Origin of the sequence: Hydrotalea sp. (genome assembly GCF_049968455.1) — a bacterium.
Taxonomy (GTDB): domain Bacteria; phylum Bacteroidota; class Bacteroidia; order Chitinophagales; family Chitinophagaceae; genus Hydrotalea.
In genome coordinates, this window is record NZ_JBMFQT010000013.1 from 34034 (window position 1) to 58039 (window position 24006).

Below are 24006 nucleotides of genomic sequence, written 5' to 3' on the forward strand. Positions count from 1 at the left end.
ATTTGAAACAAAAATAATGGAACATGCACACATACCTTATTAAAAACGGCTATATTATTAATGAAGGCAGAAAATATTATGCCGATTTATTGATTAAAGACGGAAGAATTGAAAAAATAGCTCCAAACATAGATACGAAGCTTTCCGTAAAAGAAATTAATGCGGAAGGCTTATACGTTTTACCGGGATGCATTGACGACCAGGTGCATTTCCGGGAACCGGGATTAACCCATAAAGCGAATATAAAAACGGAATCAACCGCTGCCGTGGCCGGCGGTGTTACTAGTTTTATGGAAATGCCGAATACCTATCCCCCTGCTTTAACACAGGAACTGTTGGAGGAAAAATACTTGATGGGCAGTCAACATGCTTTGGCCAATTATTCTTTTTTCATGGGTACCTCAAACGATAATTATGATGAGGTAATGAAAACCAATGAAAAAAAGCAATCCATTTGTGGTATTAAAATTTTTATGGGTTCATCAACCGGTAATTTGTTGGTAGATAATCCATTAAGCCTCGAAAAAATATTTAGTGGTTGTGAGGTATTAATAGCCACCCACTGCGAAGAGGAGAAAATGATAAAAGAGCGATTTCAGGCTTTGCAACAACAAAAAACACTTACGGCAGCCGATCATCCTATTATTCGCAATGATGAAGTTTGTTTTGAATCATCATGGAAAGCCATACAATATGCCCAAAAACATGGTAGTAGATTACACATCCTACATATTTCAACAGCCAAAGAGTTGCAACTATTTACCAATTTAATTCCGCTTAAAGAAAAGAGAATAACGGCTGAAGTTTGTGTACACCATTTGCATTTTACTAATGATGATTATGAACAAATGGGCAATTTAATTAAATGCAACCCTGCTATTAAAGCACCACATAATAAATCAGCTTTATGGGAAGCATTATTAGATAATCGGTTAGATGTGATTGCTACCGACCATGCCCCACACACTTTAGCAGAAAAAGGATTTATGCGTGATGCACAAACCGGAAAGCTGGTTTGCAATAATGCTGATTATTTGCATGCACATGCCGGCTTGCCATTAGTTCAACATAGTTTATTGCTAATGCTATACTATGTTCAGCAAGGAAAAATTAGTATTGAAAAAGTAGTGGAAAAAATGAGTCATGCAGTAGCCGACTGTTTTCAAATTAAAGAACGCGGCTACTTACGGGAAGGATACTTTGCCGATGTTGTATTGATAAACCCACAACAAGGCATTACCGTTACAAAAGATAATTTGTTGTATAAATGCGGATGGAGCCCATTAGAAGGCACCGCTTTCCCCATGCAAATAGACAAAACTTTTGTAAACGGACACTTGGTTTATGCAAATGGCAGCATTGATGAATCTGTAAAAGGCATGCGTTTGGCATTTAACCGATAACAAGCCATGGAAACCTAAAACTTTTCCTAACTTTCACCTATGCAGGTAGACGATATAACACTACGCGATTTAGGTATCATAGGTAACAATGATACCATAGCCATTTGGCAACAACTGAATTTTACACACACCGATGGAGGAAGAATTTTATTAAAAAAAATTTTACAACAACCATTAAGAAGTATTGATGCCATACAGGACACACAAAAAACCATACAACAATTGGTTGAAATTAACAAACAATGGCCTGCTACCATTACCAATGGAACGATAATGGTGTTGGAAAAGTTTTTTGAAACTCAGGTAGATAGTTTTAATCCTAAACCCGATGCTGTTTCTGCCTGGATGTACGCCACTTTCAAAAAACCTGATTATTCCCTTATTAAATATTCTGTTGAACATAGTATTCATTTTTTGCAAGGGCTTCAACAAATTGTTACCTTATTATCACCTGCTAACAGCAAGCAATTAAAAAAATGGATAGAAAAAATTACATTGCATCTTAGCAAACCCATGGCACAAGAAATGTTGCTGTATAATAAGGAAAAATCATTAGGAAAAGCAACTATATTAAGTTACGGTTACTTTGTGCAACACCATTTTAAAAATGCTTTAGATGAGTTAATTGAAATTTATAGCCAGTTAGATGCCTACTTAAGTTTAGCTATAGCTACCCAACGTTTTCAATTACACTTTCCTGAATTTAAATCAATGAATGGACCTTTTATTCAGGCTACAGATTTATTTCATATACAATTGCCAACCCCGGTACCTTATAATGTAAGTATTACTCCACAAAGCAATTTTGTTTTTTTAACCGGTGCCAACATGGCCGGCAAAAGCACTTTTATTAAGGCAGTGGGTTTATGTGCTTATTTAGCGCATGTAGGAATGTCAGTTCCGGCTTCGTCAATGCAACTCAGCTTCTTTAATGGATTAATCAGCAACATTAATTTAACAGACAACATTATACAAGGAGAAAGTTACTTTTTTAAAGAAGTGCAACGCATAAAAAATACTATTGAAAAAATTACGGATGGGAACAACTGGCTGGTTTTAATAGATGAATTGTTTAAAGGCACCAACCAGCAAGATGCCGTAAAGTGTAGTATTTCAGTAATAGAAGGTCTCCGAAAAATCAATAACTCCCTCTTTATATTATCCACCCATCTATATGAAATTGGGCAAGAACTTAAAACACATCCTAACATTCAATTCAAATATTTTGAAACCAGCATAGAAAATGAACAACTGATTTTTAGCTATCAGTTAAAAGATGGAATTAGCAATGACCGATTGGGCTATTTAATTATGCGTAAAGAGGGAGTTGTTGATTTATTGAATAAGTTGTAACAGGTATTGATTTTTGTTTTATATTAGTTTCTGAAAAATTAACATATATTGAAAACATAGTGTGAAGCAATTAATTATAGTTGCGTAAAACACTACCAATACCCTGTTGTATATGCTGGTAAAAACCTATGGAAGCGCCGTTTATGGTGTTGATGCCATAACCATCACCATTGAAGTAAACATTAGCAATAGCGGCGAAATAAAATACTTTATTGTGGGCTTACCTGATAACGCTGTAAAAGAAAGCTTACAACGTATTGAAAGCGCCATTAAAACCAACGATTACAGAATGCCCCGCATGCGCTTGGTAGTAAACATGGCCCCCGCCGATATTAAAAAAACAGGTGCAGCATTTGATTTACCTATTGCCATTGGCGTATTAGGTGCTACGGAACAAATCATCAATCCCGAGGCTCTTAAAGATTATATTATAATGGGGGAATTAAGTTTAGATGGTACTATTCAACCCATTAAGGGTGCCCTACCCATTGCCATACAAGCAAGAAAAGAAGGATTTAAAGGACTAATTGTTCCATTAGCCAATGCTCGGGAAGCGGCTATGGTGAATAATTTACAGGTATATGGAGTACAACACATTAATGAAGTAGTAAACTTTTTTAATGAAAACAGCAATGCACAACCGCTAGTGGTAAATACAAGAGAGGATTTCTTTACAGAACAAAATAATTTTGAATTTGACTTTAGCGATGTAAAAGGTCAGGAAAATATTAAGCGTGCATTAGAAATTGCTGCTGCCGGAGGTCACAATGTGATATTAATTGGTCCGCCCGGTGCCGGAAAAACCATGTTGGCTAAACGTATACCCACTATATTGCCACCTTTAACTTTACATGAAGCTTTAGAAACTACCAAAATACATAGTGTTGCAGGCAAATTACCTGAACATGCATCTTTAATTGCGCAAAGGCCATTCCGTTCACCACACCATACAGTTAGTGATGCTGCCTTGGTGGGCGGCGGCGGAAATCCACAACCTGGCGAAATTTCATTGGCACATAATGGGGTATTGTTTTTAGATGAATTACCGGAATTTAAACGTACAGTTTTAGAAGTAATGCGTCAACCAATGGAAGAAAGAAAAGTAACGATTTCAAGAGCAAAAATGGCAGTTGATTTTCCTGCAAATTTTATGCTGATAGCCTCTATGAATCCTTGTCCCTGTGGATTCTATAACCATCCGGAAAAGGAATGTACATGTGCACCGGGAGTTGTACAAAAATATTTAAACAAGGTGTCCGGACCTTTATTAGATAGAATTGATTTGCATGTAGAAGTTACACCGGTTGCCTTTAATGAATTAAGCCAACAAAACCATACATCCGAAAATTCAGCCACTATTCGTCAACGTGTAATGAAAGCAAGAAATATACAGGCTGAACGTTATAAAAATTTCCCGGGTATTTATGCCAATGCACAAATGAACACTAAAGCATTAAGAACATTTTGTACGTTGAATAGTACAAGCGAAGCATTAATAAAAAAGGCAATGGAAAAATTAAATTTATCGGCAAGAGCATATGATAGAATTATTAAAGTAGCACGCACCATTGCCGATTTGGAAAACAGTGTAAATATAGAAGCATCGCACATTGCAGAAGCAATACAATACCGTAGTTTAGACCGAGAAGGGTGGGCAGGATAACATGACATTAAATTTTTTAAATACTGCTTTGAATCATATTTTTTAAATGATTTTATAATAACTTTGCCAAAAATCAAGCATTCCGTTGAGGCAAATTGGCACTATAGTACTTTTAATACCCTTCCTGCTACAAACATTTAATCGTTTGCTCATTGTTGCCGACTATTATGTAAACACCAACAGTTTTGCTATACACTGCGAAAACAAAGACAAGCCCATGCTGCATTGTAATGGTAAATGCCAAATGATGAAGCAACTATCTAAAGCAGAAAAAAACGAACAAAAAAATCCTGAACAAAAACTCAATAACAAAGAAGAAGTTTCAATTTTCAATCAACATCATTTAACTCTTTCTATTCCAAATACTACTGCAACAAAACAAAATTTTTGTTCCATAACACAAATCGGGCATCCTGTTAAAATGGCCCTTGCAATTTTTCATCCACCCGGCTAATAGCACACACATACTACTTTCTGTATTCAATTGAAAAATTGAGTCAGGTATCTTTTTACTTATCAAAAAGGTTCAAACAAAGATGAATTTTTTGTAATGGCAATACTTTGCTTAAAAGCCATGTATGATAAGGTATCAGTCAAGCTTTAATAAAAAAGCATATACCCATTATTTTAATCAAATAAAATATCATATTATTTTATGAAAAAAATATTATTTCTATTTTCAGCTTTAACACTCATCATTACATCCTGTAAAAAAGAAGTTGCACCGGAATACAATACATCAGCTACAGGACAACTATCCATAGAATTTGATAATGTAGTCGGCAATCAAGATTTACAACTCAATACCGGCACTTACACTAATGCCAGCAATGAAAGTTTTAAAGTAACCTTGTTGAAATACTTTGTCAGCAATTTTGTATTAACTAAAACAGATGGTACAACGGTTACCATACCGCAAGACAGTTGTTATTTTTTAATTGATGAAAGTATTCCCAACTCTACCATTCCCAAATTAAAAGTACCTGAAGGCGAATACACCAAATTAAGTTTTGTGGTTGGTGTTGATAGTTTAAGAAATACTATGGATATTAGTAAAAGAACGGGAGTATTAGACCCGGCGGGAACAGCAGCAGGTATGTATTGGAGTTGGAATAGCGGCTATATATTCTTTAAAATGGAAGGCACTTCCCCTGCTTCTACACAAAACGGAAATATTTTTCAATACCATATAGGTTTATTCGGCGGGTACACCACACCCACCATTAATAACTTAAAAACCATTACACTCGATTTAACTGCACGTGGCACGGCTAAAATAAAAAATAATAAGCCCGCTAATATTCATTTATTGGTTGATGTTTTAAAAGTGTTTAATGGAACCACCAACATCAGTATTGCAAAAAATGCGGTAGTAATGGTGAGTCCGTTCAGTGCTAACATAGCAAACAACTATGTAAATATGTTTTCTCACAATCATACCGAAAACTAAACTGTATGAAATTTAAAATTATTGGGTTAGTATTCTTTCTTGCAGGTATTATTGCCTGCAAGAAAGAAATAACACAGGCATTTACAGGGTTTTCATCACCGGATTATTTTCCAACACCGGTTTATAATTTCAATAATAATCCTATAACGGAGGATGGATTTGTGTTAGGAAGAAAATTATTTTATGATGCGTCGCTTTCAGCAAACAATACCATAAGCTGCGGCTTTTGTCATATACAAACTTCTGCTTTCACACAACATGGGCATAGCGTTAGCCATGGCATTTTCGACAGTTTGGGTACACGCAATACACCACCAATTATGAATTTAGCCTGGAGTCCGTCATTGATGTGGGACGGCGGTATTGCTGATTTAGATTTACAACCCATTGCCCCTATTACCAATCATGTTGAAATGGGTAATACCATGGATAATGTTTTAAAAACATTACGTAATTCCCCTGTATATCCGCAATTATTTCGAAAAGCCTTTGGTACACCTGAAATTACCACAACGCGTTTACTGAAAGCATTATCCCAATTCATGCTAATGTGTGTCAGTAATCAATCAAAATATGATAGTGTAATGCGGCATCAGGCAACATTTACAGAAGCTGAAAATGCCGGATATTCAATATTTAAAAATAATTGTTCCGGCTGCCATAAAGAACCTTTATTTACTGATTATTCTTTCCGTAACAATGGCTTATCACCCAATAATATAAATGATGTTGGCAGATATGACATTACCTTACAAGATAATGATCGTTATAAATTCAAAGTACCATCGCTTCGCAATCTTTATTATACTGCACCATATATGCACGATGGGCGATTTTTAACGTTAGATGGAGTACTTGACTTTTATACCGGCCATGTTACCGATGCAGCAAATTTAGACCCGCTGCTTAAACAAAATGGCCATTTGGGCTTCTCTTTATCAAACCTGGAAAGGCAACAATTACTGGCTTTCCTTCAAACACTCAACGACAAAAATTTTGTTGAAAACAAAATGCTAAGTGAACAATAAACTTTTTAAGAATGAAAAAAATTACCCTTAGTTTTTTATTGATGATACTCAGCTTTTCTTTCAGCTATGGCTGCGATATATGTGGTTGTGGCGTAGGCAATAACTACTTAGGTATTTTACCGGAATTTCAAAAACATATTATAGGCTTTCGCTTTAGATACAATAGCTTACGCACCCACCTTGGCGTAGGTGGAGTTACCAGTTACTTAACCAACACAGAAAGCTATGCAACAGGAGAATTATGGGGGGGATGGAACTTACATCAAAATTTGCGCTTAATGTTTACCCTACCCTATAGTTTTAATAGCAGAGAAAATGCTACTACTAGCATTCAAAAAAATGGATTGGGAGACATGAGTTTACAGCTATATTATGCATTAATACAGCAACGAAAAACATTACACCATCATTTATTCGTACAAAGCTTGTGGGTTGGTACAGGTATTAAATTACCAACAGGTCAATACAATCCCGCAGATAAAAATAGTAGTACACAAAGCACTAACTTATTTCAATTAGGAACCGGCAGTACAGATTTTACCATGAATATGATGTATGATGCCAGATTACAAGATGCCGGCATAAACATTAGTGCCAATTATAAAATAAATACTACCAATGCATATGGATACCAATATGGCAATAAATTTTCAACAACAGCGCAACTATATTATAAATTTAAAATAGCCAATCAATTAACATTAGCGCCCAACTCAGGTATTCAATATGAAAACAGCAACTTAGATACCGACCAAAATTTTTCAGTTGATGTATCGGGTGGCAAATTACTGTTGGGAACAGTCGGTGTTGAAGCCAACATAAAAAAGATTGCATTAGGCGCTAACTGGCAAACAGCCTTAACACAAAACTTAGCAAATGGTTTTGTAAAAGCAAATAACAGAATAATGATGCACGTTGCTTTAATGTTTTAAATACCAATTGCAAAAAAGCAATTTATAGAAAAGCATAAAGGCATATACATTTTAATATGCAGAATTTATTAACTTAGGCAATAAAACCAAAATTATGCTTAAGAAAAACTTACTGCTGCTAATGGTATTGCTTTTTACAAGCTTTATCTTTAGTCAAAGAACTACTGCCATACAATGCGGAAAATTATTAGATGTTAAAACCGGTACCGTTAGTGATAATCAGGTAATTGTTGTTCGGGATAATATTATTCAAAAAATTGTTCCTAAAGCAGACTTTAAAGACAAAGTAGATAGCGTTATCAATCTTTCCAACTATTTTGTTTTACCCGGACTAATTGATTGCCATACACATGTATTATTACAAGGCGATATTACCAGCGATGATTATGCTGCGCAATTATTAAAAGAATCTATACCCTACCGCACACTACGTGCAGCTCGCAGTGCTGCCATTGCTTTGAATAATGGATTTACTACTATTCGTGATTTAGAAACGGAAGGGGCAATGTATGCTGATGTTGATGTAAAAAAAGCCATTAACAATGGGGTAATTCCCGGCCCCAGAATGTTTGTAGCTACACGTGCTATTAACACAGTAGGACACTATCCCATTAGCCCTAAAGAATATAACTGGGAATTAAACTTACCTAAAGGCATACAAGAAGTGAATGGCGCAGATGATGCCCGAAAAGCAGTACGTGAACAATTGGCACATGGTGCAGATTGGATTAAAATTTATGCAGACAGAGGTTACTATCAATTACCTGATGGCAGTTTTAGAAGTTTACCCAATTTTACCAAAGAAGAAATAGAAGCTATTGGTGATGAGACTTTAAAGAGCAGAAAAAATTTTGCTGCACATGCTATGACCAGAGATGGCATTTTAGCCGCAATTGCTGCCGGTTGCAGAAGTATAGAACATGGAAGTGGCATGGATGAAGAATGTGCAAAAACCATGGCCGAAAAAGGTGTATACTGGTGTCCCACCATATTTGTGAATGATTATGTGGCCGATGGAAGAGCTAAAGAAGGGAGTATGATTAATCAGCAATTCAGGGCTGCTGCGCCTAAAATATTTCAAACAGCACTTAAAGCAGGTGTAAAAATTGCCTATGGAACTGATATTGGCGGTTATGATTGGAATTTACCTGAAGCCAAAGACTTTGAATTTATGGTAAAATATGGGCTAACCCCATTACAAGCTATACAAACTGCTACTACCACTGCTGCTGAACTTTTACAACAAGATGGTAAGATTGGCGTAATTGCCCCCGGTGCCTATGCTGATATTATTGCCGTAAAGGGAAGTCCACTCAGCAATATCCAAATACTTGAACGAGTAGAATGGGTAATGAAAGATGGTAAAATATGGAAATCGCAGTAAGCATTTGCTGACGTTTCGGCATGGCAACTAAATTGCACGGTTATTGTTATTTGTGTAGTTATTTACATTCATTAACACACTAACCGTACATTTTTTATTGCACAACATCACATTCATGAAATTACTATTACAATATCTTAAACCTTACAAATGGATAATTGCATTGGCCTTACTGCTGGCTGCTATCAACCAGGTATTCTCAATGTTCGACCCTTTACTGTTTGGTAAATTGATTGATCGATATTCTAATCATCCCCATTTTTTTGATCATGAAAAAAAATTACCACGCACTGAATGGCAATATATTTATGGCGTACTAGGATTTTTAGGCTTAATGGTGGGTACTGCCATGGTAAGCAGAATTGCTAAATCGTTTCAAGATTATGCGGTGAATGTAATTATTCAAAAATTTGGCGCAGCATTATTTACTGATGGTTTAAAACACAGCATGCGACTACCTTATCAAGATTTTGAAGACCAACGTAGCGGTGAAACACTTTCCATTTTAACGAAAGCAAGAGCTGACTGTGAAAAATTTATTGGATATTTTATTAATGTATTATTTGGTATATTGGTGGGTGTTATTTTTGTTTCTGTTTATGCTTTTCACATACACTGGAGCATTATGCCCACTTATGTTATTGGCATTGCAATTTTAACATGGCTAACCAACAAACTAAGTACTAAAATTAAAACTATCCAAAAACGTATTGTACGAGAAACAACTACCTTGGCGGGTGCTACTACTGAAAGTTTAAGAAATATTGAATTGGTAAAAAGCTTAGGATTAACCGATCAGGAAATAAAGCGATTAAATAACAATACATATAAAATATTGGGACTTGAATTAAAAAAAGTAAAAAGTATTCGCACCATTGGTTTTATACAAGGTACATTTGTAAACTTGCTCCGGCAAATTATTATGCTGGTATTAATGTGGCTAATTTTTAAAGATATACTTACTACCGGCCAACAAATAACCTTACAGTTTTACAGCTTTTTTATTTTTGGACCTTTACAAGAAATTGGCAATATTCTATTAAGCTATCGGGAAGCTGAAGCATCAATTAATAATTTTCATAATTTAATGAGTAAAGAGCCCGATCATATTCCTACCAACCCACAGCAAATAGGAAATATTGAATCACTAAATTTTGAACAGGTTATTTTTCAGCATCAAACAGCTAATTACAATGCTATTGATGGAATTTCATTTGAAGTACACCAAGGGGAAACCGTTGCTTTTGTAGGGCCAAGTGGAGCAGGTAAAAGTACATTGGTGAAATTACTAACCGGATTATATAGGCCGAAAGAAGGTAACATTTATTACAATGGCATTAATGGAAACGAATTAAATTTCGATGACCTGCGCAATCAAATTGGCATTGTTACACAAGACACCCAACTATTTGCAGGAACCATTAAAGAAAACTTGTTATTTGTAAAACCGAATGCTACAGATGAAGAAATTATTGAAGCATTAGAAAAAGCAAGTTGCAACCCATTATTGGCAAAAGCCGATAATGGAATTGATACACTGATTGGTGAAAGTGGGTTAAAATTGAGTGGAGGTGAAAAACAACGTATTTCCATTGCACGTGCATTAATTAGAAAGCCGCATTTATTATTGTTTGATGAAGCTACTAGCGCATTAGATTCAATAACAGAAGAAGAAATTACGAATACCATTAAACAGGTATCTAATGAGAAAGCACAAATTACCGTTTTAATTGCGCATCGTTTAAGTACCATTATGCATGCCGATAGAATTTATGTGTTAGAGAAAGGAAAGATTGTTGAGACCGGCACACATGAAAATTTGGTAGCTTTAAAAGGCTTATATTATGCTATGTGGCGCCAACAAATTGGCGAAAGAAAGCCCTCTATCATGCATCAATTGTAACAATAAAATTAAAGTTTATCAAACATAAAGGCCCCTCCGTAAAGGAATAGGGCCTTTTTCTACCAAAACTAAACCTGCTAAATACTTTTCTTTAAATTATAACTTAAAGGAAAATCAATTTTTATGGAGATATTCCTACCCATATTATAAATTCCGTGTTCACGGGGATTATCATTAGGACCGGGATTTTTATAATCACCATAAAAATATTTTAATCTGCTGAGATGATCCCAGTAGGACAAATTCAATAAGTTATTGCCTAATACAAATAAGTTAAAAAGTACTTCGCCTTTTTTATTCAGAACACTTCCTCCAATGCCTCCATTTAATAAAGCATATCCGGGTGTAGGTGTTTCTGTTCCATAAGCACTGAAAATTCTATTTTGAGTTGCAAAATATTCCAATTGTACTTTTACAAACGCATTTTTAATATTCATTTTGGGTAATGTAAAATTATAACGCAACTCCGATATGCCATGAGCAGGTGGTATTAAAGGCAAATATCTTTCGGAATCAGCAACTGCTTTACCATCCACCCCTTTATTAATGGCATTTACTACAGATAAACTATTTTCAAAATGTAATTGTTTAATTGGATGTAAATCAACGCTCAATTCACCTCCCCACAAGTTGGCTTTAGATGCCACAAATTTAAATGTTTGATTACCCTGCACAATAACAGAATCGCCACCATTAACGCTTGATAACTTTTGGTTATAGATATAGTTATTAATAACGTTATTGAATAAGCTTACTTGTATAACGGCATATTTAGAGCTATAAACCAATCCAACATCTTGTTGCAAACTAAATTCAGGCTTTAGTTGATCACTGCCTATTTGGTAAATATTGGTACCCGGGTGCACTCCATTGGCCGATAGTTCCGCAATATTGGGTGCTCTATACCCTCGTGATAAATTGGCTTTTACGGACAGTTTCTCCGTAAAATTATAAGTGGCACCTATACTACCGGAAAAGCCGGAAAAATTATGTTTGTAAGCTGAAAATACTTTTTGTGCTCCAACAGTATCAGCACCATAAACAGCCATGTCAAAACCGGTAACCGGGTTCGCATCTGTATACAAAGCCTGATTATTGAATGAACGGCCATCTATTCTAGCCCCTCCTGCAATGTCTAATTTGCCAAATGTTTTCTTTCCTAAAATAAATCCACCAACATCAAATTGATGATAATTCGGTATCACAAAATCGGTACCGTTAGTAACAGTATTGTTTTGATACATGCCATTTACCCCTGCAGTTAAATCCCAATTATTCAATGAAGGAAAATGATACTTCACATCATAGGTATAAGTTTGTAATTGTAGGTCAAGCCCGGGAATAGTAAATAATTCCGGATGGCTATATTCTCTTCTTCGGCTGTTTTGAAATCCAAGATTTACATCTAAGCGGCTTTCACCTAAAATAAAATTATTGCTCCAATACACACGGGCATGTTGCACGTGTTGGTGTAACTTCTCAATAGCATAACTATTTAAATCATGCGCTGAAACAATTTGTCTAACAGTATCAATTTCAGTAATTTGCCGGGTAAATTTCCAAGTAGCACTATCGCGGCTTCCATCGGGTATTTCTTGCAAATCATCGAATAAAACTAAATTAAGATGCGAGTATCCCCATTTGCGATGCAAGCCCAAAGATGCATTAGCATCTGTTTCGCGAAAAGCAGTACCAAACACACGACCATCTACTTTATTTTGGTAATCAACCGCCTGTTTGTGCGATACCCGAGCCATCCATTCAAATCCATTTTTGGTAGCACCCAACATAGCCGATCCACCAATAAACTTATTGTTGGTTTGATAGTTCAATAAAACATCACCAATCATTTTACCTTCAGGAGCAGGTTGGGTTGGTATAAGATTTACAACACCGGCTAAAGCATCAGAACCATAGGATAAACTGGCAGGGCCCTTAATTACTTCTACCCTATCAACACTAAATTGATCAATTTCAATACCATGTTCATCGCCCCATTGCTGGCCTTCTTGCCTAACACCATCGTACAAAGTAAGTATTCTATTATAACCCAATCCACGAATAATGGGTTTTGAAACATTAGGGCCAGTTGTTACAGTTTGCACCCCCGGAATTTTTGCAATCGCATCAATAGCATTGGTAGCTGTATTCGACAATAAATAACTATGATTCACAGTAACAACCGGTACAGGACTACGTTTTATTTGTGTGGCTTTAGAAGTACCTGTTACCACAACCTCACCAATTTCAGCGGCACTTTCATCCAAAGAAAAATTAGCAGTTACATTACCTTTGAGCGTCACATTTTTTGTTACAGTAGCATAACCAACAAATTTTACTTCTACCAAAAAATTACCAATGGGCAACCCTTTTATTTCATAGTCACCATTATCATTTGTAATGACACCCAATTTTAAATCAGGTATGGTTACAGTTGCACCGGCTAAAGGTTTATGGGTATTGGCATCTATTACTTTTCCGGTTAATACAGATGGGTTGGGATTATCAATATGATTAGCCAACAAAATTTGAGGTATCAATAAAATAGCAAGTACATAAATCGGCAAAGCCAATATTTTTATTTTTAGCATCATATTTAATTCATTAAAACAATAAAACATTCATTTTGCTGCAAGCATTAGTAGTGTTAGAATGTTTTATCTGGGGGGACCACGAGAAGTAGCAACCTTTACCGTGCTGTTGATAATTGACTCCTTAAATGTGTTTTGATGAGGATTATGATAAAATACAGCAGGGTCAGAAAGCAATGTTACTGAAGGAAGGTAAGGCATTACCACTACCACATTATTTACATCACAACTATAGCCTATGTTATGTACGATTGGGCCATTTTTGGGTACAGCTACCGCTGCGGGCATATCGGTATGCTTTGCCAGCCAATTATGTAACCACTGCTTAGGTGTATTAGCCAACAATAGCAGCAGGGCTAAAAAAAATGCTGTAAAAACTGATATGTATTTTTTTTTCCGCAAATAATTTTTGTTACAATGTTGCAAATATAGAATGTAAATAGCAAAAATTACTCATAATCAAGCATTTTTAAAAAAAAATGGGATAAACGGTTTAGTAGAATTAATCAACCCTTCAAAAAAAATACAACAAGCAGCATTTACCATTTCAAAATGTCCTATATTTAAGGATAACTATTTATCCCCGCAATGACAGAACAGGCAATAATACAAGGATGTATGCAAAACGATCCTATTGCACAGCGTGAGTTGTATAACAGATATAGCCCTAAAATGTTATCTGTGTGTTACCGTTTTGCGCATAATAAACAGGATGCGGAGGATATGTTGCAAGAAGGCTTTATTAAAATATTTACCCAAATTCATTCTTTTCAAAACAGAGGTGCTTTTGAGGGCTGGATTAGAAGAATAATGGTACACACTTGCATTAATTTTTTAAAGAAGAATAAGAAATTTAATGAAAGTGTTGAATTGGATTATGCTACGCATCTTTCAGCACGTGAGGAAACGATTCCTTCTGTTTTGCAAGGGAAACAAATTATAGAATGTATTAGGCAATTGCCTATTGGCTATAGAACCGTTTTAAACTTATATGCGATTGAAGGGTATAGCCATAAAGAAATTGCTGATATGCTGGATATTGAAGAAAGTACTAGCCGAAGCCAATACACCAGAGCCAAAACTATGCTGGAAAATATATTAATAAAACGAAAAATTGTGGACAGCCCGAAACCGGAATACAACTGGCTGGCAGTTTTTAGTAAATAAGTGCGGGTATAATGGAAAGCAATTTTCGTAAATATGATGAATTTGAACAATTCTTGCAAGACGAGGTGAAGAACCATCGTATGTATCCCTCTGAGCAAGTATGGGATAAAATACGTACTGAAATTCATGGAAAAGGTTCATGGAAAGCACTTACTTTTATTGCCATCTTTATTATTCTTTCACTCAGCATTACTACCATATATAATTACCCGCCTAAAAATATTTTTACCAAAACATATATCCCAATTTCAATTGCCAATTTTAATTCTGTTAAAAGCGAAGTGGTTAAGAATGAAAAGAGTACTTTGTTGGAACAAAGTATCAATCCTTCTACCTTAACTAATAAAACCATTAATAAAATTAACCAAACCCTTAAGGCTACTGCATATACCGAAAATCATGCCACTGCTTTGCATCAATTAAAAGAAGAAGAAACTAAAAACTTAATTGTTTCCGCACATTCATTCAATAATACTTTACGAAATGTTTCTATTATTAGCAAACATATCAATGCAAAGAATGATTTACCAGAATTAATACCTACAGAAAGTTTTAAAAACAATGGTTATCCTACCGGCAATATCCAAAAAATGGCAGGAACAGGTTTTGTATTGTATCCGAACTTTAATTTGCTAAATCAGAAAATCAGAGAAGTGGGGTATAAAAAAAGTGTAACAACTACTGCATATAACAACAGTAAACATATTAATAATGAATGGAAACTTTCTAAATTTTCCTATCAGTTATATATTACACCGTCAATAAGCTACCGTAACCTAGAAGACAATCAGGAGCGTTTAAACTATGCTCAACTCAGCACTTTTGCATTGAATAGTCCTGTTAATACCAATAATTTAGTTAACAGTAATGTGAATGCTGTAGTACATCATAAGCCTGCATTAGGAATGGAAGCCGGTGGTGCTATTTTATACCGACTCAATAAAAATTTACAAATTAAAACCGGGCTTCAATTTAATATTCGTCAATATTATATTGATGCTTATTGGTCTCCCTTCAATATTGCTACTATAGCTTATGTCCGCAATCATCAGTTAGATTCAGTAAATATGCTATCGGCCTATAGCAATACAAATGGTTATCAAAATGCCAAATTAGATAATAAGTTGTACCAAATATCAATGCCTATTGGATTACAATGGAGTTTCTTACCCAATAGCAAAATTGGTGTTGATGCGGGTATTACTTTCCAACCTACACTTACTTTAAACAAAAATGTTTATCTTCTTTCTACTGATTATAAATATTATGCGAATGGTGCATCCTTTTTTAGAAAATGGAATGCCAACACCGGTTTAGATTTAAATATTACCTACAAAACAGCTAACCGTACTTGGTTTATTGGTCCGCAAATTCGCTATCAACACTTCCCTACCTATAACGACTTGTATCCCATTAAAGAATTTAGATGGGATTATGGTATAAAAGTGGGCTTTACACAACCTATTCGTTAAAATAATACTCGCACAATCCCAACTTTGCACATTTTAGTAGGGTTTCAAATAATTTTGCAGCATGAAAAAAATATTACTGTTTTGTACTGTATTGGCTTTAATTATAATCATAAATGCTTGTCATCAAAAACAGAACAACAATAAATCAACTACCACTAATGATACAACTGCTTTTTACCCCTTACATGAAATATTGTTAGAAGAATTGAAGGATGTAAAAAACACACCTTATTTCATGTATCAAGTTAAAACCCACATCCATACAAAAAAAGATTCTTCTGTTATAAATCCTCAACAGTTCGAAGTTTTAGCTCAGCCTTTCTTATCAATTAATTTAAACAGTAAGGATTTAAAACCCTATTTAAACGAATCGGTATTTCATGACTTATCAACCAATAGTTACAGCTTTACATATACCCCTAAATCTAATAATGATACTCTTTCAATTAAATCAATTGTTATATTATTGAATGACGATAACAATAATTCATTAAAAGATATTTTTATTCACAAAATGCTACACAATTCCGATACCGTTATTGATGAAGCACTACACTGGAAGCCGGCTAACTATTTTACCATCGATAAAAAATATCTTTTAAAAGATTCTGTAATCAACAAAAGTAAATTACTGGTAAATTGGCAACATTAACATGAACGCGACAACATTTCAACAAATTGCACCTACTATTCCTCATAAACCCGGTATTTATAAGTATTATGACGCCGAACAGCAATTGCTATACGTTGGAAAAGCAAAAGATTTAAGGAAACGTGTAAGCTCTTATTTCAATAAAAATTTTACCGGATACAAAACCTTTGAATTAGTAAAACGCATTGAGCATATTGAATTTACAATAGTTGACTCTGAACAAGATGCACTTTTGTTAGAAAATGCACTCATTAAGCAATACCAACCAAAATATAATATTAATCTAAAAGATGATAAAACTTACCCTTACATAGTAATTAAAAATGAGTCTTTCCCCAGAATATTTTTAACCCGTCAAAAAATAAACGATGGGTCAGAGTATTTAGGCCCGTATAGCTCGGTAGGCAGTGTTCGTGAATTATTGCACTTTATTAAACAATACATACCACTACGCACCTGTAAGCTTGCTTTAAATACCCAAAATATTGAAAAGCATAAATTTAAAGTTTGCCTTGAGTATCATTTAGGTAATTGCAAAGGTCCTTGCGAAGGGCTACAATCAGAGCAAGACTATAATCAGGGAATTCAACAAATTAAAGAAATTTTAAAAGGGAATTTAAGCCCTGTAATCCAAAGACTTAAAAATGAAATGCAGGAATATGCCAATGGTTTACAATTTGAAAAGGCTGCTGCCATTAAAAACAAATTGGCCTATTTAGAAAATTATCAAGCTAAGTCTGTTATTGTAAGTAAACAAGTTAATAACGTAGATGTATTTGCGATAGAACAAGAAGATGATATAGCTTTTATTAGCTATTTAATGGTAAACAACGGCACTATTGTACAAACGCATACCCGAAAAGTAGAAATGCAATTAGATGAAACCCTATTTGAAATATTACCCTTACTGATTGTTGACATAAGAAAAACATTTAATAGCACCTCTACAGAAATAATTGTTCCATTTGAAATTGATTATTCTGAAGCGAATATTAGCATTACCATACCAAAAGCAGGTGACAAAAAGAAATTACTGGATTTAGCCACTAAAAATGTTACATACTTTAAAGAAGAACTAAGAAGAAAAAAAACACTGCATTTAACAAGCAAAAGCAATGAAGAAATGCTGTTGGTATTAGAAGAAATGAAACAATTGTTACACTTGCCTCAAACGCCTTTACACATAGAATGTTTTGATAATTCAAATTTTCAAGGAAGTTACCCTGTTTCGGCTATGGTATGCTTTAAAAATGGATTACCCAGCAAAAAAGATTACCGCCGTTTTAATGTAAAAACAGTAAAAGGCATTAACGATTTTGCTACCATGTATGAAGTGGTATATAGGCGTTACAAACGATTACAGGTAGAAAAACAACCACTTCCCCAATTAGTAATAATTGATGGAGGTAAAGGACAATTAAACGCTGCTATTGAGGCCCTTCATGCGCTTCATTTATTAGGCGAATTGACTGTTGTAGGATTGGCCAAAAATGAAGAGGAAATTTTTTTCCCGGGAGACAGTGAGTCATTAAAACTTCCTTGGAATACAGAAAGTTTGTTATTAATTAGAAGAATAAGAGATGAAGTACACCGATTTGGCATCACCTTTCATAGAAACAAGCGTTCGTTAGGTACTTTTAAAAACGAGCTGGAAAATATTAGCGGAATTGGAAAAGCTACAGCTGATAAACTATTAAAACAATTCAAATCGGTAAAGAATTTAAGAACTGCTTCAGAAGATGCATTAATTCCCATAGTGGGTGAAAAAAAAGCAGCGGCAATACGCAGTTATTTCCAAGCACTATCTTTCACTGAAAACCAATAAACTTACTTAAAAAAGGAAATGGGTTAATTATGAGCATAAAAAAGGGCCAGGATAAAAATCCAGCCCCGTCTTTAAAATCCAATATCCTATGAAAAACCGAGATAAAATTACTAATTAGTTTTTAAATAACAATAATTTCTTAAAAAAATATTTTAAATAATTTACACAAATTTAATGCCTGACTTTTTGAGTAGTAGTCACTAATTGTTAATAAGCCCACAAATCCTGCTCGTAGTTAAATATTTTCTCTTTAACTTTTTCACCTGCCAATAAGCGGAATAAAGGATCTTTAATGTAATCTTTAAAGTACTGATTTTTAAAGTTATCCATCGTGGTTTTTACAATATAGCTACTATACATATGGCTTTCAAACAAATCGTCCCAACTCATTCTGGCACCATTGTTCTTTGGATTATACACTTGTACTTTGGCAAAAGTGGGTCTAATATCGGGGTAATAAACCCAAAACAAAGGGTATAAATCATCTCCAACAGCAGAACCGTCAGATAAATAGCGCTTCATCATAGGTGCAATACCAATAATTCTACGTACTAATCTAGAAGCTTCTTTATCAAAAATGTAGTCTTCTTTGATACGAAACTTATAGATAGAATCTGGTGAAATTTCTCGAGGTGCAACTCTACATATACCAGTTGCATTATCATCAATATCTCTCATCATCGTTGTATCGAAACCTCCACCCAAAGTTTTAACAAAATCATCTTTAGTTAGGGGCGTTGTAAAGCGATCATCATCGGCATTAAATGCAGTTACATCACCATTCATTACCGCCTGTACAATAATGGAAATGAGGCGTTGATTACCGTTATCTTCATTAGAAGTATAACCAAATACCTGATTCATCTTTTCGCGAATATCAATTTCACTCCACACTCTTTCCTTAAAAACAGCATCATCTTCTCTAATAAAATCGTAAGCTAAAGGAGTTTTATCGCGTACCATTTCATAATTACGTGTAGGATCATCAGGACGTAATGAAACTTTTATGGTATCAAATAACCCTCCACTAGCACCTGGTTGTGGCCTATACTCTTTACAACCGTTTTTAGGTTGATTGTTGGCCGTAGTCTGAGCATTAGCTCCAGTTGTGTTAGTATTAGTTTGATTACCTGATGACAAATACGGATTGTTAGAACTATTACTACCTGATCCGCTAGTAGTAGTGCCACTATTCTGCAAATAAGGGTTATTTGCATTATTCGAGGTTTTGGCGGGTGTAGTATTGGTATTTCTTTGAGCAGTGCGCTTTTTCGCCTGGGCTAAAGCAGCATTGCTTTCAAGCAGCAGTAAGCCTGCGGCAACCATACACACAATTAATAGAATGCTGTTTTTCTTCATAATTAAAATTTTTAGTATAAATAGAAGGAGATGGGTGGCAAAGTAGTTACACCGTTTGGACCTTCTACTTTAATCATATCAATTAACACAGTTGAATTAGGACCTAATTTATCAATTAAAGCACGTGTTTCACCACTAAATACAGCTCCATTGTTTACAGAAATACCTGGTCTTTCTGAGAATGCCTTTCCTGTTGCTATAAAGGTATAACTAAGTACATTGTATTTTAAATTCTCGAAGATAAAGTTTTCTAAATCTGCTCTAACACCTGCCATAGCCTTAAACTCGTTCAATGGCATTCTACCTCCCTTACTATTACCCACTTTGGCAACCGGATCTGGAATTGTTTTTACCCTAAATTTAAATGGTGTAACATTTTTACCATCATTTACAGAAATAGTAGCTTCTCCGGGAGTAGTAACCTGTGCTTCATAGTGGCCGGGGCCGGTTTTAGTTAATGAACCCTGACTGATAGAAACACTTACCTTTTCATCACCAACTCCGCTTCCACCGATAACCGTTAAAGGATTGGCAACACCAATGTATAATACACGGGTAGCATCAGCACTAACATTTGCACCTGTTGGAGAACCAACAGTATATTTAATGTCAATATCTTTAGACTCTTCTTTACCTGTAGCCTGATTAAAGTAACTAATGTGTAATTTTTTTACATAAGAACCTGGACCGCCAACTGTGGTTTTATATAACCCTGTTCCATCTGCTTGTAAAGGCACAGAAGAACCATCAACAGTAATGGTAGGACGCGATTCTTTATTAAATGCACCAATACCTGCAGTAACATCTAATTCTTGGCCCGGCATTAAATATTGAGCACTTTGTCCAATTAAAGGTACATAGGTGTCAAATACCATTTTTACCTCGCCAATTTTACTGTGAAAATATTCAACCGCACGTGCTTCTGAGTTTTTTACATCATTTTGAAACTTGCTTAATATGGTAATACCAGCAATGGTGGGAGTCATATTAAAATAAGCGTAAGCCCAATCTTTTTTTGCAGCATCAGAAGTAGCTGTTTTAGGTATTGATACATCTAACGGAAGCGTTGATGCATATTGTTCAGCAAAACTTGTATCAATGGCTAATAAATCATTTTTAAATTGAGTTAATTTTTGTTGTAACTCATTACCTTTTTTCTCTTCTACCATTAGTCTGGAAGTAGCTTCCAAATCATCTTCCTTAAAAGTGGTGTCTTTAGGAGGATTATAACCAGATGCTTTTTTTAATTCTTCCTTTAATGATTCAATGTAATTGTACATATTATCAGCCAACTGTTGTGCCTTTTGAGCTTTTGGCCACCAAATCGCTGCTTTGTCTTTTGTGTCTGCCTGATTCAGTTTTTCCTGAAATGATTTAAAAAGCGTTTGATTTTTTTGATCAATTATTTGATTGGAAGTATCTAAGCTATTGTTTACCGTTTTAAAGGCATTCAAAATTTCCGACGATACATTTAGCGCTAACAATGCAGTTAGCACCAAGTACATCAGGTTAATCATCTTCTGCCGTGGCTCCTTAGGTAATGCCATAGTTTATGTGCAGTTTATTTTTTTACAATTAGGGTTGAAAGTTTTTATCCATTTTTTTATGAACGGCCCTGCATAGCAGTTAACATATTGCCATAAACTTGATTTAATTTGCCCAAATTATTGGCCAATAAAGCAATTTGTTCTTTCGCTTTTAATGCATCGCCTGCTGAATTATTCATAGCTTCAGAAGTTTGAGCCAACTTACCATAAAACTGATTCAACACTTTTAAATGATTATTGCTTTCCTGCAACTCTAATTCGTAAATAGTATTTAAAGAAGTTAGGTTTTTAGTTAATACCTGTACCTGAGTGTGGAATTGCTTGGTATTTTCAGCAGCAGCATTAAATGAAGATAAAGAAGCTGTTGTTTGATTTACTGCTCCGGCTACTGTTCCTAAAGCACCGGCAGCTTCTTTTGCTTTAGCGCTAAAATCGCCGGTTGATTTAACAACATCACCAATTTCACCCATCTTTTCAACAGTAGAACCTAACTTTTGAAAACCCGCACTCAACTTACTCAAGTTTGCAGGTGTAATATCTGCTTCTAATAACATTTTTTCCATGGTTTGTAAAGCAGGGTTGCCTGCAGGTACTTTTTGACCTGGCAAATGCACTTCATGATCATCCATATATGGGTAAATAATATATAAAATACCATAGCCTAAGAAAATGATAGCTTCAGTAGTTAAACCTACCTTCAACATAAAATCTGCAATAGGAGTATGCAAAATTTTCTGCAATGCACCGAAAATAACAACTGCTGCTGCTACAGATACACCAACATCAAACCATTTACTAACTTTAGGAGGAATTTTTGCTGCCATAAATACGTGAGTTTAAATTTTTACTGGGTTTAGGTTAATAAAATACTGCCTTGCGAAGGTTATCGCCGGTAGTATTCGTAAAATTTATTAAAGTTTTAATCAATGAAATTCGCAGGTTTAGGTTTTCTATTTTTTCATTCGAGGGGCTAAATCAATTACACATCTGAATCCAATGTAAGATTTTGCACTATCCTGGTATTCAAATGTACGGGTGCTGGTTTGTAAGAAATAACCTACATCTTTCCAACTACCGCCACGCACCACCTTTCTGCGCATTAAAGGCGGATCAGAATCTTTGGCTTCATAGCGAACATCTGGATTCATATCAGACATAAAGTTATAGGCACTTTCATTGAAGTAGGAATTAGTCCATTCAGCCACATTGCCAGACATATTGTACAATCCGTAATCATTAGGCCAATAAGCATCTACACGAACTGTATAAAAACCACCATCTTCCGCATAATTTCCACGACCAGGTTTGAAGTTAGCCAATAAACATCCTTTCTTGTTGCGAATATAATAGTTACCCCAAGGATACATTGAATTGGTTCTACCACCTCTTGCAGCATATTCCCATTCTGCCTCACTTGGTAAACGAAAATCACTTTCAACTGCCATTTTCTTTCTTTCTAATGCAGCATTCTGAATATGTGTACGCCAGTGACAGAATGCAACAGCCTGTTTCCAATTTACCCCTACTACCGGATAATTACCGAAAGCAGGATGAGCAAAATAGCGCTTGGTCATTGGTTCGTTATAGGAATAAGAAAAATCTCGCATCCATACTAATGTATCGGGATAAATAGGAACCTGGTATCGTACAATAAACTTACTGCGAGGTTGGCCTGCATTTTCGCGTTTAGCAGCTTCAAATAGATTGAATGTTTCTACTTGATATAATAATTTGTTAGGATCTACATCGGGCTTGCCATATAAACGATTATCCGGAGCCAAGATTAATTTATTACCCAGCTTTTCTAAATTAGAAGCATCATATTTAATGGTACGAGCTTTATTCCAATCAATAGCAATGGCAGAATCGCCACCTGTAGCACCGGCTGATGATTTGTAATACCCCAATTCCTTGGCAGCCAAAGAATCGCGCACCCAGTAAACAAACTGACGATAATCGTTATTGGTAATTTCAGTGGCATCCATCCAAAAACCGGCTATGGATACCTGACGATTACGGGCGGTATAGTTATAATTAATGTCTTCATCACTTGGACCCATATGAAAGGTTCCGGGGGGAATATACACCATGCCGCGAGGTTTGCCCATGCTTTTACCTCCACCGGGGGCCACTCCGTGTAACTGGCCATCGTCTAGGGGGTTTTTGCTTTTTCCTTTAAAACAAGCAGTAAAACCCACAGTAACCAGCGACACCAACAAGATACTATAATGGTACTTCTTCATAATTGCTCAATAGAATTTGACAAATATATAGCAT

At 35.2% G+C, this 24006-nt stretch carries 19 protein-coding genes; 13 read left to right on the forward strand and 6 right to left on the reverse strand.

Annotation, left to right across the window (positions count from 1 at the left end; genetic code table 11):
- Positions 1-23 precede the first annotated feature (23 nt).
- The 9 genes from ACP5P5_RS10215 (at position 24) to ACP5P5_RS10255 (ending at position 11116) form a co-directional block, all read left to right on the forward strand.
- On the forward strand, positions 24-1403 hold the full coding sequence (locus ACP5P5_RS10215; protein ID WP_428286008.1) for a dihydroorotase: 1380 nt from the start codon (positions 24-26) through the stop codon (positions 1401-1403).
- 39 nt (positions 1404-1442) lie between these two features.
- Entirely contained in the window at positions 1443-2756 is a 1314-nt protein-coding gene (locus ACP5P5_RS10220) for a MutS-related protein (protein ID WP_428286009.1), read from the forward strand.
- A 112-nt stretch (positions 2757-2868) separates the two neighbouring features.
- Positions 2869-4419 (forward strand): YifB family Mg chelatase-like AAA ATPase, encoded by a 1551-nt coding sequence (locus ACP5P5_RS10225; RefSeq protein WP_428286010.1) that lies wholly within the window; start codon positions 2869-2871, stop codon positions 4417-4419.
- A gap of 145 nt (positions 4420-4564) precedes the next feature.
- The gene (locus ACP5P5_RS10230) at positions 4565-4873 is read left to right on the forward strand and encodes a hypothetical protein (protein WP_428286011.1); all 309 of its coding nucleotides are present in this window, start codon (positions 4565-4567) and stop codon (positions 4871-4873) included.
- A gap of 201 nt (positions 4874-5074) precedes the next feature.
- Positions 5075-5869 (forward strand): MbnP family protein, encoded by a 795-nt coding sequence (locus ACP5P5_RS10235; protein WP_428286012.1) that lies wholly within the window; start codon positions 5075-5077, stop codon positions 5867-5869.
- 5 nt (positions 5870-5874) lie between these two features.
- Complete coding sequence (locus tag ACP5P5_RS10240; RefSeq protein ID WP_428286013.1) at positions 5875-6897, forward strand: cytochrome-c peroxidase; 1023 nt, start codon at positions 5875-5877, stop codon at positions 6895-6897.
- An 11-nt stretch (positions 6898-6908) separates the two neighbouring features.
- Positions 6909-7829 carry a transporter gene (locus ACP5P5_RS10245; protein ID WP_428286014.1) on the forward strand — a complete coding sequence of 307 codons (921 nt, stop codon included), beginning with the start codon at positions 6909-6911 and terminating at the stop codon, positions 7827-7829.
- A 94-nt stretch (positions 7830-7923) separates the two neighbouring features.
- Positions 7924-9213 (forward strand): amidohydrolase family protein, encoded by a 1290-nt coding sequence (locus tag ACP5P5_RS10250; protein ID WP_428286015.1) that lies wholly within the window; start codon positions 7924-7926, stop codon positions 9211-9213.
- Between the two features lie 115 nt (positions 9214-9328).
- Entirely contained in the window at positions 9329-11116 is a 1788-nt protein-coding gene (locus tag ACP5P5_RS10255) for an ABC transporter ATP-binding protein (protein ID WP_428286016.1), read from the forward strand.
- Positions 11117-11193: 77 nt separating this feature from the next.
- Here the strand turns inward: ACP5P5_RS10255 and ACP5P5_RS10260 are convergent, their stop codons facing one another.
- Together ACP5P5_RS10260 and ACP5P5_RS10265 are read right to left on the reverse strand one after the other, a co-directional pair.
- Entirely contained in the window at positions 11194-13710 is a 2517-nt protein-coding gene (locus ACP5P5_RS10260; protein WP_428286017.1) for a TonB-dependent receptor, read from the reverse strand.
- A 63-nt stretch (positions 13711-13773) separates the two neighbouring features.
- A complete protein-coding gene (locus ACP5P5_RS10265; RefSeq protein ID WP_428286018.1) occupies positions 13774-14109 on the reverse strand; it encodes a hypothetical protein in 336 nt (111 codons plus the stop codon).
- A gap of 216 nt (positions 14110-14325) precedes the next feature.
- On the opposite strand from ACP5P5_RS10265, the gene ACP5P5_RS10270 reads away from it, so the two are divergent.
- From ACP5P5_RS10270 to uvrC, 4 genes are all read left to right on the forward strand, one after another.
- Positions 14326-14874, forward strand: a complete 549-nt coding sequence (locus tag ACP5P5_RS10270; RefSeq protein WP_245898024.1) for an RNA polymerase sigma factor — start codon at positions 14326-14328, stop codon at positions 14872-14874.
- 11 nt (positions 14875-14885) lie between these two features.
- On the forward strand, positions 14886-16346 hold the full coding sequence (locus ACP5P5_RS10275) for an outer membrane beta-barrel protein (protein WP_428286019.1): 1461 nt from the start codon (positions 14886-14888) through the stop codon (positions 16344-16346).
- A gap of 61 nt (positions 16347-16407) precedes the next feature.
- Complete coding sequence (locus ACP5P5_RS10280) at positions 16408-16998, forward strand: hypothetical protein (protein ID WP_428286020.1); 591 nt, start codon at positions 16408-16410, stop codon at positions 16996-16998.
- A gap of 1 nt (position 16999) precedes the next feature.
- A complete protein-coding gene (gene uvrC, locus ACP5P5_RS10285; protein WP_428286021.1) occupies positions 17000-18823 on the forward strand; it encodes an excinuclease ABC subunit UvrC in 1824 nt (607 codons plus the stop codon).
- 207 nt (positions 18824-19030) lie between these two features.
- Here the strand turns inward: uvrC and gldN are convergent, their stop codons facing one another.
- From gldN to ACP5P5_RS10305, 4 genes are all read right to left on the reverse strand, one after another.
- Positions 19031-20182, reverse strand: a complete 1152-nt coding sequence (gene gldN / locus ACP5P5_RS10290) for a gliding motility protein GldN (protein WP_428286022.1) — start codon at positions 20180-20182, stop codon at positions 19031-19033.
- An 11-nt stretch (positions 20183-20193) separates the two neighbouring features.
- Entirely contained in the window at positions 20194-21729 is a 1536-nt protein-coding gene (gene gldM / locus ACP5P5_RS10295; RefSeq protein WP_428286023.1) for a gliding motility protein GldM, read from the reverse strand.
- Between the two features lie 56 nt (positions 21730-21785).
- On the reverse strand, positions 21786-22553 hold the full coding sequence (gene gldL, locus ACP5P5_RS10300; RefSeq protein WP_428286024.1) for a gliding motility protein GldL: 768 nt from the start codon (positions 22551-22553) through the stop codon (positions 21786-21788).
- 126 nt (positions 22554-22679) lie between these two features.
- On the reverse strand, positions 22680-23972 hold the full coding sequence (locus tag ACP5P5_RS10305) for an SUMF1/EgtB/PvdO family nonheme iron enzyme (RefSeq protein WP_428286025.1): 1293 nt from the start codon (positions 23970-23972) through the stop codon (positions 22680-22682).
- Positions 23973-24006 lie beyond the last annotated feature (34 nt).

Excerpts from the sequence above, each read along its gene's own strand:
- ACP5P5_RS10215 (WP_428286008.1), top strand. The coding sequence starts at position 24 with ATGCACACATACCTTATTAAAAACGGCTATATTATTAATGAAGGCAGA.
- ACP5P5_RS10220 (WP_428286009.1), top strand. The coding sequence starts at position 1,443 with ATGCAGGTAGACGATATAACACTACGCGATTTAGGTATCATAGGTAAC.
- ACP5P5_RS10225 (WP_428286010.1), top strand. The coding sequence starts at position 2,869 with ATGCTGGTAAAAACCTATGGAAGCGCCGTTTATGGTGTTGATGCCATA.
- ACP5P5_RS10235 (WP_428286012.1), top strand. The coding sequence starts at position 5,075 with ATGAAAAAAATATTATTTCTATTTTCAGCTTTAACACTCATCATTACA.
- ACP5P5_RS10240 (WP_428286013.1), top strand. The coding sequence starts at position 5,875 with ATGAAATTTAAAATTATTGGGTTAGTATTCTTTCTTGCAGGTATTATT.
- ACP5P5_RS10245 (WP_428286014.1), top strand. The coding sequence starts at position 6,909 with ATGAAAAAAATTACCCTTAGTTTTTTATTGATGATACTCAGCTTTTCT.
- ACP5P5_RS10250 (WP_428286015.1), top strand. The coding sequence starts at position 7,924 with ATGCTTAAGAAAAACTTACTGCTGCTAATGGTATTGCTTTTTACAAGC.
- ACP5P5_RS10255 (WP_428286016.1), top strand. The coding sequence starts at position 9,329 with ATGAAATTACTATTACAATATCTTAAACCTTACAAATGGATAATTGCA.
- ACP5P5_RS10260 (WP_428286017.1), bottom strand. The coding sequence starts at position 13,710 with ATGATGCTAAAAATAAAAATATTGGCTTTGCCGATTTATGTACTTGCT.
- ACP5P5_RS10270 (WP_245898024.1), top strand. The coding sequence starts at position 14,326 with ATGCAAAACGATCCTATTGCACAGCGTGAGTTGTATAACAGATATAGC.
- ACP5P5_RS10275 (WP_428286019.1), top strand. The coding sequence starts at position 14,886 with ATGGAAAGCAATTTTCGTAAATATGATGAATTTGAACAATTCTTGCAA.
- ACP5P5_RS10280 (WP_428286020.1), top strand. The coding sequence starts at position 16,408 with ATGAAAAAAATATTACTGTTTTGTACTGTATTGGCTTTAATTATAATC.
- uvrC (WP_428286021.1), top strand. The coding sequence starts at position 17,000 with ATGAACGCGACAACATTTCAACAAATTGCACCTACTATTCCTCATAAA.
- gldN (WP_428286022.1), bottom strand. The coding sequence starts at position 20,182 with ATGAAGAAAAACAGCATTCTATTAATTGTGTGTATGGTTGCCGCAGGC.
- gldM (WP_428286023.1), bottom strand. The coding sequence starts at position 21,729 with ATGGCATTACCTAAGGAGCCACGGCAGAAGATGATTAACCTGATGTAC.
- gldL (WP_428286024.1), bottom strand. The coding sequence starts at position 22,553 with ATGGCAGCAAAAATTCCTCCTAAAGTTAGTAAATGGTTTGATGTTGGT.
- ACP5P5_RS10305 (WP_428286025.1), bottom strand. The coding sequence starts at position 23,972 with ATGAAGAAGTACCATTATAGTATCTTGTTGGTGTCGCTGGTTACTGTG.